At 62.0% G+C, this 16,298-nt stretch carries 11 protein-coding genes; 9 read left to right on the top strand and 2 right to left on the bottom strand.

The window, feature by feature from the left end; genetic code table 11:
* The first annotated feature begins 41 nt into the window (after nucleotides 1–41).
* Nucleotides 42–1,169 (top strand): dual-specificity RNA methyltransferase RlmN, encoded by a 1,128-nt coding sequence (rlmN, locus tag OBACDRAFT_RS10035; RefSeq protein ID WP_043585253.1) that lies wholly within the window; start codon nucleotides 42–44, stop codon nucleotides 1,167–1,169.
* Nucleotides 1,170–1,742: 573 nt separating this feature from the next.
* Here rlmN and OBACDRAFT_RS10030 read toward each other — a convergent pair.
* Nucleotides 1,743–2,783, bottom strand: coding sequence for a LacI family DNA-binding transcriptional regulator (locus OBACDRAFT_RS10030; RefSeq protein ID WP_043585251.1), 1,041 nt, complete (start codon nucleotides 2,781–2,783; stop codon nucleotides 1,743–1,745).
* Nucleotides 2,784–2,928: 145 nt separating this feature from the next.
* On the opposite strand from OBACDRAFT_RS10030, the gene OBACDRAFT_RS10025 reads away from it, so the two are divergent.
* The 8 genes from OBACDRAFT_RS10025 to OBACDRAFT_RS25255 all read left to right on the top strand — a co-directional run bounded on the left by OBACDRAFT_RS10025 (nucleotide 2,929) and on the right by OBACDRAFT_RS25255 (nucleotide 14,561).
* A complete protein-coding gene (locus tag OBACDRAFT_RS10025) occupies nucleotides 2,929–3,690 on the top strand; it encodes a PEP-CTERM sorting domain-containing protein (RefSeq protein ID WP_052361696.1) in 762 nt (253 codons plus the stop codon).
* A 45-nt stretch (nucleotides 3,691–3,735) separates the two neighbouring features.
* Nucleotides 3,736–5,031 (top strand): hypothetical protein, encoded by a 1,296-nt coding sequence (locus OBACDRAFT_RS10020; RefSeq protein ID WP_052361635.1) that lies wholly within the window; start codon nucleotides 3,736–3,738, stop codon nucleotides 5,029–5,031.
* Complete coding sequence (locus tag OBACDRAFT_RS10015; protein WP_043585249.1) at nucleotides 5,028–5,759, top strand: prepilin-type N-terminal cleavage/methylation domain-containing protein; 732 nt, start codon at nucleotides 5,028–5,030, stop codon at nucleotides 5,757–5,759. Before OBACDRAFT_RS10020 ends, OBACDRAFT_RS10015 begins: the two co-directional genes overlap by 4 nt.
* A 126-nt stretch (nucleotides 5,760–5,885) precedes the next feature.
* Entirely contained in the window at nucleotides 5,886–6,983 is a 1,098-nt protein-coding gene (locus OBACDRAFT_RS10010; protein ID WP_052361633.1) for an ABC transporter ATP-binding protein, read from the top strand.
* Between the two features lie 40 nt (nucleotides 6,984–7,023).
* Nucleotides 7,024–7,785: an ABC transporter permease gene (locus OBACDRAFT_RS10005; RefSeq protein ID WP_043585247.1), complete on the top strand. Its 762-nt coding sequence runs from the start codon at nucleotides 7,024–7,026 to the stop codon at nucleotides 7,783–7,785.
* Between the two features lie 64 nt (nucleotides 7,786–7,849).
* Complete coding sequence (locus OBACDRAFT_RS10000) at nucleotides 7,850–9,328, top strand: GldG family protein (RefSeq protein WP_043585244.1); 1,479 nt, start codon at nucleotides 7,850–7,852, stop codon at nucleotides 9,326–9,328.
* A gap of 72 nt (nucleotides 9,329–9,400) precedes the next feature.
* Nucleotides 9,401–11,878, top strand: coding sequence for a DUF4340 domain-containing protein (locus OBACDRAFT_RS26445; protein ID WP_043585243.1), 2,478 nt, complete (start codon nucleotides 9,401–9,403; stop codon nucleotides 11,876–11,878).
* On the top strand, nucleotides 11,793–14,561 hold the full coding sequence (locus tag OBACDRAFT_RS25255) for a peptidylprolyl isomerase (RefSeq protein WP_232766999.1): 2,769 nt from the start codon (nucleotides 11,793–11,795) through the stop codon (nucleotides 14,559–14,561). The genes OBACDRAFT_RS26445 and OBACDRAFT_RS25255 overlap by 86 nt, the downstream gene beginning before the upstream one ends.
* Nucleotides 14,562–14,773: 212 nt before the next feature.
* Here the strand turns inward: OBACDRAFT_RS25255 and OBACDRAFT_RS09985 are convergent, their stop codons facing one another.
* Nucleotides 14,774–15,679, bottom strand: coding sequence for an alpha/beta fold hydrolase (locus OBACDRAFT_RS09985; protein ID WP_232766971.1), 906 nt, complete (start codon nucleotides 15,677–15,679; stop codon nucleotides 14,774–14,776).
* Nucleotides 15,680–16,298 lie beyond the last annotated feature (619 nt).

Here is a 16,298-nt window from a genome sequence, read left to right as displayed (position 1 = left end):
GATGCCTGCTGTTGTGCGCACACCGACTCTCTTCGCCAACCATGAAGTTCACGCCCGCCAAGCCGTTTCTGACCGGCGAGACCCTTGACTCGCTCACCGCCCGCCTGCGCGAGCACGGCGAGCAGACTTTCCGCGCCCGGCAGATCCTCGACTGGGTTTACAAAAAACGCGCCCGTTCGTGGGACGACATGACCAATCTTTCCAAGGCCTTGCGCGCGTGGTTGGCGGAGACGTTTGTGTTGATCCCCGCCGCGCTCGTCCTCGACAAGCAGTCGCACGATGCTCACGACGCCACCGACAAGTTGCTCCTCGAACTCGGCGATGCTTCGCTGGTCGAAACGGTTATCATCCGCGCTCCGCAGGATGGCGTGGGGCTGGAGCATTCGCGCAAGACGATCTGCATTTCCACGCAAGTTGGCTGCGCCATGGCCTGCGCGTTTTGCGCCTCCGGTCTGGCCGGGCTCAAGCGCGATTTGCTCGCCGGTGAGATCGTGGCGCAGCTCCTGCATGTGTGTTACCGCGAGGATGCCCGCACGCCGCGCGCACGTTCCGAGCTGGCGTCGTTCGACAACATCGTGGTCATGGGCATGGGCGAACCGCTGGCTAATTACGACGCCATCGTGCGCGCCTTGCGCATCGTCAACGCCGAGTGGGGTCTCGGAGTCGGCGCCCGTCGTATCACGCTTTCGACCAGCGGACTTGTTCCCAAAATCCTCAAGCTCGCCGACGAAGACCTCGGCATCCGGCTCGCCATTTCGTTGCACGGCGCGACCGACGAAGTCCGCGAGCGAATCATGCCCGTCAACAAGGCCTTCCCGCTCGCCAAACTCATCCCGGCGGTGAAGACATTTTCCGAGAAAAACGGCCGCATGGTGACTCTTGAGTTCATCCTTATCGAGGAGGTCAACGACACCATCGAGCAAGCCGAGGCGCTTTGTTACATCGCCCGCGACCTGCACGCCCACGTCAACCTCATCCCTTACAACACCGTTGAAGGTCTCCTATGGAAGCGTCCCAGCCTGACGCGCCAAGAACGTTTTGCGGACGTCCTCCGCGCCGCCCGCGTGTCGGTCACCTTGCGCCGCGAAAAGGGCCACGACATCGACGCCGCCTGCGGCCAGCTCCGCCTCAAAACCGAGAAGGAACGCGAACTGAATACCTCGACATAAATTTCCACCCGATCAGGCCTGCGTAGTGCTTTTTCTGGATCTGCGCTGCCTCCAATAATTCGCCGTAGTTTTGTAGAGTATAACAAGCGATAGCACTACTGACAAAGTTGGCATGATCACGCTTATGAGCCGGGAGCCAGTGCCAAAATATGGAACGGAATTTCCCAGTATTTCGGCGGCAGCGATGCATCCGGAAGCAACGAAAATCGGAAAGAATATGAACCAAATGCCAATAACGGTTATAAGCGTAGGATTGCCCAGTGTCGCTGCGCGACATGCGATCCCTTGAGCTTCGATCTGTCCCAATGGACCCAACATGACCGTGGAATCGAGGGGGAAATGACATGAAGAACAATGCCGCGCGAATGGCTCATTTGGTGTCTGACACGAGGGGCAGATCATCTGCTCATTTTGTTCGGTAGAATCTTCCTGTTTCGTGTTCATCGGCTTAGAGAGAGGGGGGGGGAGGGCAGAAATTAACAACCTCATTTTCATGCGAATCTGACTGTGATACGCGAATCAAAACGTCTGGCTCATCGCTCGTTCTTATGCCGCGTCTCCAGCATGGAGATATCAATTGTCTGCCTTACGCACGCTGTATCCATCCACCCATGACGCGTCGATCATCACCCGCTGCGGATGCGCGGGGGCTCCGCGCTCGTTGCGGTGCAACATGCTTACCAACAAATCCACCGCCGCCGAGCCGATGACGGGACCGTTCTCGTTCATGCCGGAAAACCAAGAATTGTCCGACGTGATCGTCGGCACCACGCCGATCTCATCGGGGATTTTCCAGCCGCCCTCCTCAAGCCACGTGCGCATGTCCACGAGATCGGTGATAATCACCACATCCGGCCGGTGCTTTCTGACCCATGCCTGAAGTTCTGCCGCTGTCGGCGTCCCCATGATAAGCGGCGGCACCACACCGCGCCGCTTTCCCCGCCGCGCCTCGAACGCCCAAAACGCCGCCGACCACATCCGGTTCACCCGCTCCTCGTGAAATGCCGAAGCCGCCAGGCCCGGCCTCCGGTATCCGAGCTCCACTAGTTTTTCGAGCAGCGCGATCATTGTCCGGTAAGAATGACTCGTCACCGTGTGTAAGGCCGGAGACTCCAGCGTGAACCCAAACGTCACCGCCGAAAAGCGCGCCAAATCCGCCTCCAGTCGCGTGTGTGACTCCGGCTGCGGCACGAGCAAAAGCCCCTGCACACCCCGCGCCTGCAACACCCGCAACGCCGCCCCCGTGCTCCGCCCCTGCTCGCGTATCCAGAATTCCTCTACCTTGTAGCCCAGCGCCTCCGCCCGCTGCCGCGCTCCCTCGAAATACTGCGGGAATGCGTGATTACTCCGCCACCCATCGCGCGTCGGCCAGTTCGTCACCCATGCCAGCGTGCCGGTGAAATGCGCCGCCTGCCGCCTCCTCTGGTAGGCGGACAAACCCGCCAGATAAGGATCGGGCCGGTAGTCCAGTGCCTCCGCCAACGCACGCACGCGACGCTTCGTCTCTGCCGCGATTTTCGGATGCCCGCTCAACGCCCGCGACACCGTGCTGTGATGCAGCTCCAGACGCTGCGCCAACTGTTGGATGGTCACCCTCTCGGAAGAAATATCCATGTTTCGTAAGCAGCAGATAATCAAATAATGCACAAGCGTGCATTACGAGGCATTCGACCTCCTTCCACAGACGGCCAAGCTGGACAACCTTACACGCCGCAATCCAGCGGACATCATTCACCCAAAAACACGCCAACTCCACGCCATGAACACCAAACTCATCCAGTCTCTCGCATTCGCAGCCCTATCCTGCCTCGCCTCCGTGGCCGTGACAGCCGCAACACTCGTCACTTACGATTTTGAAAACACCAGTGATCTCCTCGCGCCCAATCCGGCCAGCATTGCCGCCGGGATCAATGCCGACACGCTCGCGCTCAACCACCTTGCCAACAACAGCTACAATTACAGCAATCCCGCCAACAGAGCCATTACCCTGATGCCCTCCGCTTCTGAATACGTCCAAACCTCCTACTCCGTTTCCACCGCCCTCACCAACGCCACCTACCTCTCACTCAAGCTCACCGTTGCCCCCGGGCAGACCCTCGCTCTCGATTCCATTTCCCTTCAGGCCGCGGGCGGCGGTAGCGCCAGTTATCGCGCCTTCTATGTGTTCTCGAACCTCACCGGATTCACCTCCACAACGGACGTTATTCTCAGCGGTCGGATGGACTACAGCGGCAGTGGCGGAACGCTTCCCGCCCGCACCACTGGCCTGAAAGACTACTCCGTCTCCTTCGCCTCCCTGTCGTCCGCCGCCGCCTACACAAACATCAGCGGCGGCACCGAAGTCGAATTCCGCATCTACATCCAAACCGACAGCACCGGCAGATCTCTCGACATCGGCAACATCACCCTCAACGGCACGCTCACCCCCGCGCCCGTTCCTGAACCTGCCACCACCGCCCTCCTGCTCGCCCTCAGCGTTCTCGCAAGCTGCCTCTGGCTTCGCCGTCGTCGCCAAAGTTGACCTTCGCCCTTCCCTTACCGGCCCGGCATCCGCTCTCACCGCATCATGCACCCCAAAGACTATCCCTCTCTCATCCGTGCCAGTATTGCCTCGCTCGCACTCCTCGCAGCCGGAACCTTGGCAGCGCACGCAAGCGACACCAGCGCCACACCGCAGCATTTGGATGACGCGCCGGACACAACCCGTTCACTCCGCCGTCTAGATGCCGCCTTTTCTGGAGTGGTTCCTTGGATACAAAGCCTCGCCGATGAAAAAACCGGCGGTTTCTTTGAAACAACCGGATTGAAACAAGGCCGCGAAGACCGCCCCTACGAGGCCGACATCCAGTCCACCTACTTCGCCGTGCTGATGCTCAATGACGCCGGACAACTTGCCACCCTGCCGCCCGCACGAAAAGACGCCCTCGTCCACTTCTTCCAATCACGTCAGGATCCAGAAACCGGATACTTCTCTGATCCCGCGTATCCGGAAATGAAAGACAACACACGGACGATGGGCCGCGCGCTTCTCTTTTCCGTCAACGGACTCCGCCATCTCGGCGCCAAACCGCTCCATCCGCTGCCCGGAGAACGCCGGCCAAAGGACACAAAACCAGCCACAGCGGGAATAAGCCTCTCGTTTATTCGCAAAACGACCGCCGCCGCGACTGCCTCCCCGACAGTTCCCGCGCACCTCGCCTCGGCTGACGCCTTCCGAAAGTGGCTGGACGAGCGCCCGTGGGACAACGCCTGGACCGCGCTCGACCAGCTTTCCTCGCAGGCCCGCTTGATTCGCGCCCAAGAACCCGTGTTGCAACGCGCCTTGGTTGACGAAGCCTTGCGCAACGTCCGTGCCCGCCAAAACCCCGACACCGGACTCGTCAAAGGCGGCCCCATGAGCGTGCGCCTCTCGGGGGCCTTCAAATTCGTTTCCTTTTGCAACAACGTTGGCCGTCCCATCCCCTTCGCCGCCCAACTGCGAAAAAGCACGGTCGCCTGGTATCGAAGCCAACCCGTGACGGACAAAATTTTCTTCATCCGCAACGCCGCCGAAATGCTCGCAAGCCTCGTACGCCAGACCGGACACCCTCTCGCGCCAGCCGAATTGCGTGATGTCATCGACACATCGCTCATCGAACTCGAACGCTACCGCTGTCCCGACGGTGCTTTTTCCAGCTTTGTTGGCCGCTACTACATTTCGCCCAACGATCTCTGGCTCTCGCCCCGTCGTGTCGCCCGCGCAGGTCCGCAGAGCGACATGAACGGCACGGCCAACGCATGGGCCATGCGCAAGGCTCTCCACCGCCTCGCCGGCTCCACCCCCGAATACGGACTACCACCATCCAACCCGTCCCATCCATGAACTCTGCCCTGAAAGAACCGTCCGCCGCGACTGCGCGCGGCTTCACCCTGATCGAACTGCTCACCGTCATCGCCATCATCGGCATCCTCGCGGCCATACTCATCCCCACCGTTTCGCGGGTGCGCTCCACCGCGCGCGCAGCGAGTTGCCGCAGCAACCTCCGGCAGCTTGGCGTCGCCGGTCTTCTCTATGTGGAGGAAAACCGCGGAACCCTGTTTCCGTACCGCGGAAACAATCAGGACAATGGCTACAACTGGCTCTTGCGCCCCTGGGTCGGAGGCGAGACCAGCGACCAGGGCACCACCGCCACGCTGCCCGTGTTTATCTGTCCCGCCTCGCAAATCCCCGTGCCGCCGCGCATCAAGTATCCAAGATTCACTTACTCCATCAACAAGACGCTGACCGCGCTCAACGACACCTCACCCAAACCCCGTCTCGATGCCATTCCCGACCGTTCGCAGATCATATTCTTTGCGGACGGCGCTCAAAATTCCTCCTTGGAATCCAAAAGTGCATCCCACGGTTTTACTTGGAACGCGCGTCCCATCCCGTCCAACCCGGACGCCATTCTCTCGCCCGCCACCGACCCTGACGACGACACGGCGGCGAGCACCGGCTATTTCCGTTACCGCCACAACAGCCTTTGCCAAGCCGTCTTCCTCGACGGAAGCGTTCGCGGTTTCGGACCCGGCAAAATACTCAACCGAAACTACTACTGGCCCTACTGATATCCCATGCCGCCTCGCCGCCGGAGTTTCGCACCGCCCCCGCCTGCCCCAAGCTCATACTGTCGCCCTCGTTTTGCTTTATTTTCCACTTTCGATCTGCGGGCCATCGTGTGAACGTGCCTGCGCATGTCCGACACGCCATCGCAACAGTCACCGCAGCCGCCTCCCGCCACACCCGCCATCATCGTTGAAAACCTGGTGAAGACCTACGCCGGCGTCACGGCCGTCAACCGCGTGTCCTTCACCGTCGCGCGCGGCGAGATCATCGGCTTCCTCGGCCCCAACGGCGCGGGCAAGTCCACCACCATGCGCATCCTCACCGGCTATCTCCCGGCCACCAGCGGACGCGTGGAAGTTTGCGGCACCTCGGTGGCCTCGCACCCCGGCGACGTGAAACAACTCATCGGTTACATGCCCGAAAACAACCCCCTCCCCGAAGACATGCGCGTCTCCGAATACCTCCACTACCGCGGACGCCTCAAAGAAGTTCCCCGCCGCAAACTCGGCCACCGCATCGATGAAGTCCTCGAACTGTGCGACCTCAAACGCGTGCGCCACCGCATCCTCGGAAAACTCTCCAAAGGCTTTCGCCAGCGCGTCGGCATTGCCGAAGCCATCCTCGCCGAGCCCCCCGTCATCATCATGGACGAGCCCACCATCGGACTCGACCCGCATCAAATCCTCATCGTTCGCGACCTCATTGCCAGCCTCCGTGGCCGCATGACGGTGCTCATCTCCTCCCACATCCTCCCCGAGATCGAGATGACCTGTGACCGCGTGCTCATCATCAACGGCGGACGCCTCGTGGCAACCGGCACACCTGCCGAACTCCGCCGCGACCTGATCGGCCCCCCGCACTACGACATCGAATTCGCGGGCGATCCCTCCGAAGTCGCCCGCGTGCTCTCCACCGTCAATCCCGCCCTCAACCTGACCCTCCCCAGCGCTCCCGCGCCTGACGGTTTTTATCACGGCCAGGTCAACCTCATCGCCGCCACTGATGCGGACGAGACGCCCGCGCCACTCCCCCCCCCCCCCCCCCCTCCCGCCGCCGCCGCTGATTCGACTGCGGAAAAAATCCTTGCCGCCCTCGCCAGCGCTCCCGGCCTGCGCGTGCGAGCATTCGCTCCCAACCGGGCCACGCTTGAGGACGTTTTCCTTGCCGCCACCCGCCGCACTTGGGATGTCGCTCCGGCGCAAGGCTCCGCCATCCCCAAAATCTAACCATTTCAGCTTTTAGCTTTTCAGCATCTTAGCTTTTTCCATGAAACACTTCCTCACCATCTTCGGCCACGAACTGCGCATGTTGCTGGTCAGCCCCGGCACCTACATTGCCGCCGTGCTCTTTCTCATGCTCATGGGTTTCATCTTTGCCGGCGTGCTGGAGAGCTACAGCGCGGCGGCCCAGGAAACCTCGCCCTCCGGCGTGTTTTTCCAACTCTTTTGGGTTCCCGTTCTCTTCATGGTCCCGCTCCTCACCATGAAATGCCTCGCCGAAGAACGCCGCCTCGGCACCCTTGAAACCCTCCTCACGACCCCCGTCAGCACCGCCGAAGTCGTGCTCGGCAAGTATGCCGCCGCCTACGTCCTCTACACCGGCCTCTGGGCCTCCACCGGAGGGTTTTTTTGGATACTACAAAGATTCGCGCGCGAAGCCCGTTTCATTGACCCCGGCTCCCTCATTGGCGGCTATCTCTTCGTGGCCGTTTCCGGACTGCTCTTTGTCGCCATTGGCGTTTTTGCCAGTTCCCTTTCGCGCAGCCAGGCCGTGGCTGGCATCATGGCCTTCTCGCTCCTCTTCGCCACGATCATTGGCCTGCGTTACGCCGCCGGACTCGACCTCCTCAAACCCGAAGCCATGGCCTCCATGCGGCAAATCGTCGAGTATGCGCAAATCTTCCAACACCTCGACGACTTCACCCGCGGCGTCGTCGATACCCGCCAGATCCTCTTTTACATCAGCGGCACCGCCCTTGCCCTCATCCTCAGCATCCTCGGCGTCGAAGCCAAAATCCTCCACTCGTAATCCCCCTCCCCCCCCCCCCCCCCTCACACAGCCAACCTACTCGCTACCCGCTACTCTTTCTCCCATGACCTTCCGCACCGCCCGCTGGCTCCGCACGACCAATCTCATTCTCCAAGCCCTGCTCGTGCTCACCCTCGTCAGCGGACTCAATTACCTCGCTCTCAACCACGGCTGGCGCTTCGACCTCACGCAAAACCGCCTCCACTCCCTCTCGCCCGAAACCCGTTCCTATCTCAAATCCCTGCCCGCCCCCGTCAAAATCATCATCACCCTCACCCCCGACAGCGAAAACAAGGAAGTCGTCCAAGCCTACCGCGACGTCACCCACCTCCTCCGCGACTACGCCGAAGTCGCCGCCACTGGAGACAACCCCATCACCGTCGAATACATTGACGTTTACCGCCAGCGCCGCGACGCCGAAGCCTACGGCATTGACCAGCCCAACACCATCCTCGTCATAGGCAACTCCCGCCGCATCATCGGCCTCGACGAACTCTACCAGATCGGCAACCGCGAAAAACAAGCCTTCAAAGGCGAACAAGTCTTCACTGCCGCCATCCTCAACGTCACCAGCGCCGACAAAAAACGCATCTACTTCCTTGAAGGCCACGGCGAGATGCGCCTCACCGACACCGACGCCCGCCGCGGCCTCTCCCTGCTCAAGGACGAACTCGTTGCCCGCAACCACATCCTCACCGAATACGACCTCACCAAAACCCCCGAAATCCCCGACGACGCCGCCCTCGTCGTCATCGCCGGTCCCCAAGGCCGCTACAGCCTCGCTGAACAAGAAATCCTCCGCCGCTACCTCAACAACCGCGCTGGCCGCCTCCTCGTCCTCCTCGCCCCCTCCTATCCCCACGGCCTCGAAGCCCTCTTTTACGACTGGGGCATTCACGTCAACGACGTCCTCATCATTGACCCCAGCGCCGCCGGCCAGAGCGACACCGGCGACCTCATCCTCGCCCCCGCCACCGCCGCTGCCGAGCACCCCGTCACCCGCTACCTCTCCGAAAACCGCATCTCCCTCCGCTTCGGCCCCTCGCGCCAAGTCCGCCCCGCCTTTGGCGCCACGCAAGACGGCACCCCGCAAGACCCCACCCTCAAAGTCACCCCCCTCCTCGCCACCACCGGCCACGCCTGGGGCGAACGCAACTATCTCAACCTCCAAACCGCCCCCCGTTACGACGAAGGCATAGACATTTCCGGCCCCCTCGCCGTTGGCACCGCTGCCGAACGCGCCACCGCCCGCTCCAACCTCCCCTTCAGCATTCGCGGCGGCCGCATTGTTGCCTACGGCGGCGCCGACTGGGTGGCCAACGGACGCCTCGCCGCCGGCGGCAACCTCTCCCTCATCCTCTCCTCCATCAACTGGCTCATCGACCGCGACACCCAGCTCAACATCCAACCCCGCCCCATCCAACGCTACCAACTCACTCTCAGCCAGGCCCAGATCGCCCGTCTCCGCTACGCCCTCGTCTTTGGTCTGCCCGCCCTCGCCGCCCTCATCGGCCTCATCGTTTACTGGACCCGCCGCCGCTAAACACCACCATCGCCCCACTCCACACAGCCAGCCTACTCACTACCCACTACTCGCCACTTCTTCCGCCGCCCAATGCGCACCAAAGTCACACTCATCCTCGTCCTCCTCAACGCCGCCCTCTTCGCCTTCATCTTCTTCTTCGAACGCGAATGGCGCGCCGAGCGCGCCGCCCTCCAAGTCCGCAAACGCGTCCTCGGCCCCGAATCCGCCGGCATCGACACCCTCACCCTCTCCGGCCCCGGCGGCAGCCTCCGCCTCGAACGCGAACCCAACAGCGACCTCTGGACTCTGACCACCCCCATCCGCTGGCCCGCCAACACCTTTGCCGTCTCCCGCATCCTCACCCAACTCCAACTCCTCGAACACGACACCAGCTTCTCCCTCGCCGAAGCCGAACGCAGCGGCCAGACCCTTGCCGACTTCGGCCTCGCCGAACCCGGCCTCACCCTCACCTACACCGCCCCCTCCACCATCCCCGGCGCCCCCCCCCTTGGCGGCACCCTCATCATAGGCCGCGCCACCGCCGTCGGCAGCCGCCTCTACGTCCGCACCGGCGACCGCATCCACGTCATCAACGCCAACCTCATTGCCAACCTCCCCCTCACCCCCGCCGACGTCCTCTCCGACGCCGTCTTCACCATCCCCGTCTTCGAAGTCCGCTCCCTCAACCTCCAGACCAGCGCCACCGCCGCCCGCCTCCGCCTCCGCCGCGAACACGCCCGCTGGATGTTCGAAGCCCCCATCGTTGCCCGCGCCTCCAAGACCGACACCGAACTCACCATCAACGACCTCAACGCTCTCCGCGTCACCCGCTTCCTTGAGACCACCGCCGCCACCACCAACGACCGCACCGGCCTCGGCCCCAACGCCCTCCGCATCACCCTTGAAGGCAACAACCGCCGCGAAACCCTCCTCATTGGCAACCCCGTCTCCGCCGACGCCCCCAAAGAAAACAACGACGAACACACCGAACGCTACGCCCGCCTCGAAAAACCCCTCAACGAAACCCGCCGCGACGCCGACCGCCCTGACGTCCTCTTCACCACCCGCGTCAACCCCCGCCTCATCACCACCCTCAACGACGCCCAGACCAACCTCCGCGACAAAAACATCCTCGACCTCGAAACCCGCGACATCGTTGCCCTCACCCTTTCTGCGCCCGCCATTCCCTCCGCCCCCGAAATCACCCTCCAGCACATCGAAGGCTCCACCCCCGACACCGGCTGGCAACTCCTCCGCCGCGACCCCTCGCCCGCGTCGTCCGCTGCCACCACTACCACCCCGGCCGACAGCCCCCGCGTCGCCCGCCTCGTGCAAGACATCACCCTCCTCCAAGCCCAACGCTTCGTCAACGACGCCCCCTCCAAAGCCGACCTCGAAACCTACGGCTTCAACCTCCCCGAACGCATCCTCACCCTCACCCTCGCCCCCCCTGTCGGTTCTATCGCCGCCTCCCCCGGCACCCTGCCCGCCACCGGCACCCTCGTCCTTGAATTTGGCCGCAGCGCCGCCGCTGACCGCTCCCTCTATGCCCGCCTCGTCGGGCAACCCTTCATTTATGAAGTCTCGCCCGAAATCGCAAACCTCCCCGTTGACCCGCTCGCCTACCGCGAACGCACCCTGCAAATCCTCCCTGCCAGCACCCCCCTCGCCCGGCTCACCCTCACCACAGCCGACGGCGACAAAACCATCTACGACCGCACCCTTGCCCCCGGCGAAACCTGGGACAAAGCCCTCGCTGCCGAACCCGAAGCCCGCCGTGCCGCCCTCACCCAACTCCTCGCCCAAGTCCCCCGCATTGAAGCCCGCGCCATCACCCGCGAACGCTTCGCCCGCACCGTGACCGTCAACGGACGCGAACGCCCCTGGGCCTGGCGCCTCGACCTCACCCCTGGCACCCCCGGCAGCCTCCCCAACACACCACCGTCCCCCTCTCCGGCAGGTGCCCCCCCCCCCCCCCTCCCACCGTCACGCTCTTCATTGCCGAACGCGCAGGAGGCACCACCCAGCTCATCGGCTCCCCCTCCCCCGGCCTCAACCTCATCTTTGAGGCCCCGCAAACCCTCATCGACCCCCTCTGGACGCTCCTTTACGCCGACCGCGACCCCGGCCCTGACAGCGACGCGACCGTCCCGCCTGCGACCGTTGCCCCTCAGCTTGGGACCGCCGAAATCCTGCCAACCCCGGCCTCACCAGCCACCCCCGCCAAGGACGAAGGCAAGTAACCGGCGACATTATCCCCAAAAACACCCTCATCCCTCCCGCATCCCCTCGTTCCGAACTCCTCGATATGAAAACTCCACGCCATCCCTCCGATTCCCTCGCCACATTGTTCCCTGCGCTTGTGTTCGTGCTCGTGTGCGCCTTCGCGGCCCCGTCCGCACTCCGTGCCGCCGCGCCCGCCATCAACGCCCAAAACATCCCGACCACCAACGTCGGCGCCAAGCAGAACGACTACCAATACATCAACCTCACCGAGTATTTCGACGACCTCGCCAACCCCGCCCCCCAAAAAGTCCGCTTCTATTTTTCAACGGGCGACAGCATTGATTTCATCCTCCACCGCGACTGGGCTCCCAACGCGCACGACAATTTCCTGAAATACGTCAAAGCCCTGCGCTATGACGGCACCGCCATTCACCGCAGCGAATACGACTTCGTTGTCCAAGGCGGCGGCTACCGTTACAACAGCAACACCCAAAGCTCCTGGGATTCGATCGAACGCTTCGCCCCCGCGAAAGACGATCCCTACACGCCCGCCCACGCCAACACCCGAGGCACCATCGCCCTCGCCAAGACCGGCGAACCCAACAGCGCCACGAGCGAGTGGTTCGTCAACATCGGCAACAACACCACCCCGCTCGCACCGATCTCCGCCGGCGGCGAGCAGACCAACGGCGGCTTCTTCCCCTTTGCCGAAGTCGCCGACGAATGTGTGAGCACGTATTTCGCAAGCGGCATGGATTTCTTTGACTGGGTGAATTACGACATCGGTGCATATCAAGTCGGCTGGTTCAACACCGTCCCGGTTTACGAAAACGACAGCGGCCAGCAATACCTTGTCACCGTCGAAGCCGCGCGCCCGACGCTCGATTTCGCGCTCGTGGACGCCTCCGGCAACCTCGTCCAGAAAATCACAGGCGGCGCGACCGAAGCCGCCCTCACCTACGGCAACCGCTACCTTGAACTCAAAGGCCTCGCCGGCAAAAACGACACCGATACCTACCGCATCCGCGCCACCGCGCCCGACGGGCGCATCGCGACCAAAACCCTCACCGTCAACACCGGAACCGTCCTCTCCGCACTTGCTGGCAAAACGATAACACTCACCGCCCCCGCCCTCCCCAAAACCGGGGCCGACAAACCCAAGTCCGGCACGAAACCGCAATACACCTGGACCTTCACTGGCACGAACAGCGTCGGCCAAACCATCGCAGGAGCGACCAAGGCCACCTATGCCGCCTCGTCTGCCGGCCTGTATGGCTCCGGCAAATACACCGTCACGCTGACCTGGGTGAACACCGACGGAAACACGGTCGAAAAAACAGCATCCTTCATCGTCGATTTCATCAAAAGCCCCCTGAAACTCGGCGAGGCCTTTGTGGCCACGCCCGACGCCCCCGTTCGCGACGCCAAGGGCAAACTCATCCCAAACACCGTCATCGGTGCGGACACAACCATCACGCTTTACGACGAGAACCACAAACAAATGCGGGTCCAGAATGTGCCGCAAGGCGTGCAATTCGCCATCAAGCTCAACGACATGCCCACGGGCGACCGCCCGCTGCTGCGCTACAATTGGTATGCGGGCAAGGAACTCCTCGACACCTACACGACGAATGTGCGCACCGACACGTATTACGTCTCGGCGGACCTGGCCGCGCGCATCATGTATTACCTGCGCACGCAAAAAGTCTCGATCAACTGCGTGGTCGAAACCGTTGCCACCGACGCCAAGGGCAAACCCGTCTCCACGCTCAAGACCAAAGCCATCACACTCAAAACCTACACCGTGCCCGGCAACGTTGTCATCACCAACAACGCCGACCCCTCCAACAAGAAGAACAAAACCGTGGACGACGGCGGCACGGTCACACTTTCAGCGAAAGCCGGCGGCAGCGCCACGCTCAGCTACCAATGGCAAAAATTCGACGAGGACTCGCGGCAGTGGGTGAACGTTGAAGACAGCACGGACAAGGCCACCGGCCACTCCATCGCCGGAGCGAAAAAAAACAAACTCACCATCAAAAAAGCCTACGCGACCGACACCGGACGCTACCGCGTCGTAGTCAAAAATTTCGCCGGCGAAAACTACGCCGCCTCCGCCGAGACTTCCGTGACAGTGAACCAGCAACTCGCGCCTGCAAGCATCGCCGCCGGGCAATATATGTCTTACGATGCCGGAGTCCTCAGGACTCTCACCCTGACAAAGCCCGTGAAATTACCCGATGGCTCGATGCTCACCAACGACCTCTTCAACGACTACCTAAAAAGCGGCGACATTATGCGTGTCACCGTTCCCGGAAAATTCATGCTGCCCTATGTCACTGGCTACTCCGGCACGTTCACCTACAAGCGTTCAAGCGCGACCACTGCGACCGTGAAATACACGCTCGAAAACAAACAGGAAGGCTACAAGGAAAGCGGCATATGGTCGCTCACGTTCACCAGCTTTGGCCGGGGCACGGTCACCACCAGTAGCAAGGTGGCTTTCAAGATTGGCGGCAAAAGCGTAAGCGCATCGTTCAAAGTCACCGATTGCGAATTTCTGATTAAAGACACCGCGCCAGTTGTCACCACAATCACAGGAGGCGGGCAAATGGCTACCTATAACCCGGACTTGCCGAACGTCACCACGGATTGGAGCCAGCTTGTGACTGTCTCCCCTTTGCTTTCGTCACCGCCTTTGCCCGCCTCCGCTGCCGAACTCAAAACGCTCTTGAGCACGGGCAAGTTGCTCTTGCGCCTGACCGACGCCGCCAGCGGCGAAACACGCGTTTTGGATTTCTCCGACGGCTCGTTGCAAGACCTCGCCGTTGAGGACACTGCGGATGGCGCTGTCCGTGTGACGTTCATCACGCGGGATGCGTTCGGCGAAACCGACGCCGTGCTGACCCTGTCGTTCGGCGAAACGCCGGCCTATGCGCTTGAGGAGACCCGCGTGTTTATCGACGAAATCGGCAATCTCACGGAGGACGTCCGAACCTCCGCCGGAACGTTCACCTGCGAATAGAGTGATGGGACACGACGAAGGATTGGCAGAAAAAGTGGCGCGGGCGTCTCGCCCGCTGTAGGGGCGTCGCTTGCGACGCCCGCGCCAGCCGGACGGATTTACCGAATACCAGAAGAGCAGGCGCAGGCCGAAACGTAGTCGCGGGCTTCGCAAGCGAAGCCCCTACAACGGAGTGGCGCGGGCGTCTCGCCCGCTTCTGCTGGAGGTGCCTCTCACCCCTTGTCGTCGAAGAAATGCCTGATCGCCTTGATGGTATCCTCCGGCGCTTCTTCGGCGATGAAATGGCCGCAACCGGGAACCGGATAACCGGTGACGTCCGCGGCGTGTTGTCTCCAGATTCCCAATACATCAGGTTCACTCAAATTGCGCAAATACGGCGCGGCCCATAGCACAAGCAGGGGCACGGGGATCTTCCCTCTGGCTCCGGCTGCCGCGATATGTTCGAGATCCACCGTTGCACCGGCGCGGTAGTCCTCGCAAGTGGCGTGGATGACGGCCGGATTGGAAAATTTTTCGACGTAGTGCGCCATCACGTCTTCAGGGAAGGCATCGCCGCCTCCGCGCGATCCCAGACTGCCGGCGGTCCGGCGAATCCACGCCTCTGGATTACCCGCGAGCAACTTCTCCGGCAGGTCGTTGGGCAGGATCAGGAAAAACCAGTGAAAGTAGATCGAGGCGAATTCCTTGTCCGTCCGCGCATACATCTCCGATGTCGGAATGATGTCCAGCAGCACCGCCCGGCGCACTTTTTCGGGATAATCCAAAAGCATCTGGTGGCACACCCGCGCCCCCCGGTCATGCCCCGCCAGATAAAAACGCTCGAACCCCAACTGGCGCATCACCTCCACCTGATCCCGCGCCATGGCCCGTTTGCTGTAGCCCAGGTGATTTTCGCCATCCGGCGGACAAGAACTGTCCCCGTATCCGCGCAAGTCCGTCAAGACCACCGTGTAATTCTCCGCGAGGGCCGGAGCCACCTTGTGCCACATCAGGTGGGTTTGCGGATAACCGTGCAACATCAGCAACGGCTCGCCACTGCCGCGCACGAAGGTGTTAATGACGGCCTCGCCGGTATCGATTTTGTGCTGCGTGAATCCTGCGAGTCGCTCGTTTGTCATGGTGGGTGATGGTTGGGCGGCTGTCATAACACAGCAGACTGCAAGGCAGAAGGAAAAGCACAGCCGATGTCTTAACGGTAGGGAGGCCTTTGTGCCCTCTGCCGAGGGCAGCCCTTCGGGCCATCGCCTTTGGCGATGCCATCTCCGCGCTGCTGCGCTCCGTCCGAGACCTCCGAAACCACGTCCCAAACACCTATGAGTTTCGCATCCTCACACTACGCTCGCGGAGGCCTCGGAGAGGCCTCCCTACCGGATAGGAATGGCTACGGTTCTCTTGAAATTGCTCCAATCCCCAAAGACAAGCCGCACCAACATGTGCCGCGCCAACATGAGGTTTGAGCCCATTCCCAAGACTTGCCTCACTCAGTTCACTCTATCAACCGTTCCACTTCATGACCCGCTCCCGTACAAGTGCCGGTCCGGACAACACGGGCCATTGGGAAATAATCGCATGACCCCCCCCCCCCCCTTCCCGGACCTGTTCGGCGGCATGCTCCCGCATCACGCCTTTGCCAGACTCGCGGCCCTGCACGAGCGCAGGACGCGGTTTCGGCTGCGAGCCATCGACGCGCAAGGCCGTTTCCTTGACACCCCCGTCCGTGCCTCTCGCGGCATCACC

The organism is Geminisphaera colitermitum TAV2 (assembly GCF_000171235.2).
GTDB lineage: Bacteria > Verrucomicrobiota > Verrucomicrobiia > Opitutales > Opitutaceae > Geminisphaera > Geminisphaera colitermitum.
Note: the sequence above shows the minus strand (reverse complement) of the source record. Positions and strands in the feature narration are given on the sequence as shown.

Coding starts and splice junctions, on each gene's coding strand:
- rlmN (WP_043585253.1), top strand. CDS start 42: ATGAAGTTCACGCCCGCCAAGCCGTTTCTGACCGGCGAGACCCTTGAC.
- OBACDRAFT_RS10030 (WP_043585251.1), bottom strand. CDS start 2,783: ATGGATATTTCTTCCGAGAGGGTGACCATCCAACAGTTGGCGCAGCGT.
- OBACDRAFT_RS10025 (WP_052361696.1), top strand. CDS start 2,929: ATGAACACCAAACTCATCCAGTCTCTCGCATTCGCAGCCCTATCCTGC.
- OBACDRAFT_RS10020 (WP_052361635.1), top strand. CDS start 3,736: ATGCACCCCAAAGACTATCCCTCTCTCATCCGTGCCAGTATTGCCTCG.
- OBACDRAFT_RS10015 (WP_043585249.1), top strand. CDS start 5,028: ATGAACTCTGCCCTGAAAGAACCGTCCGCCGCGACTGCGCGCGGCTTC.
- OBACDRAFT_RS10010 (WP_052361633.1), top strand. CDS start 5,886: ATGTCCGACACGCCATCGCAACAGTCACCGCAGCCGCCTCCCGCCACA.
- OBACDRAFT_RS10005 (WP_043585247.1), top strand. CDS start 7,024: ATGAAACACTTCCTCACCATCTTCGGCCACGAACTGCGCATGTTGCTG.
- OBACDRAFT_RS10000 (WP_043585244.1), top strand. CDS start 7,850: ATGACCTTCCGCACCGCCCGCTGGCTCCGCACGACCAATCTCATTCTC.
- OBACDRAFT_RS26445 (WP_043585243.1), top strand. CDS start 9,401: ATGCGCACCAAAGTCACACTCATCCTCGTCCTCCTCAACGCCGCCCTC.
- OBACDRAFT_RS09985 (WP_232766971.1), bottom strand. CDS start 15,679: ATGACAAACGAGCGACTCGCAGGATTCACGCAGCACAAAATCGATACC.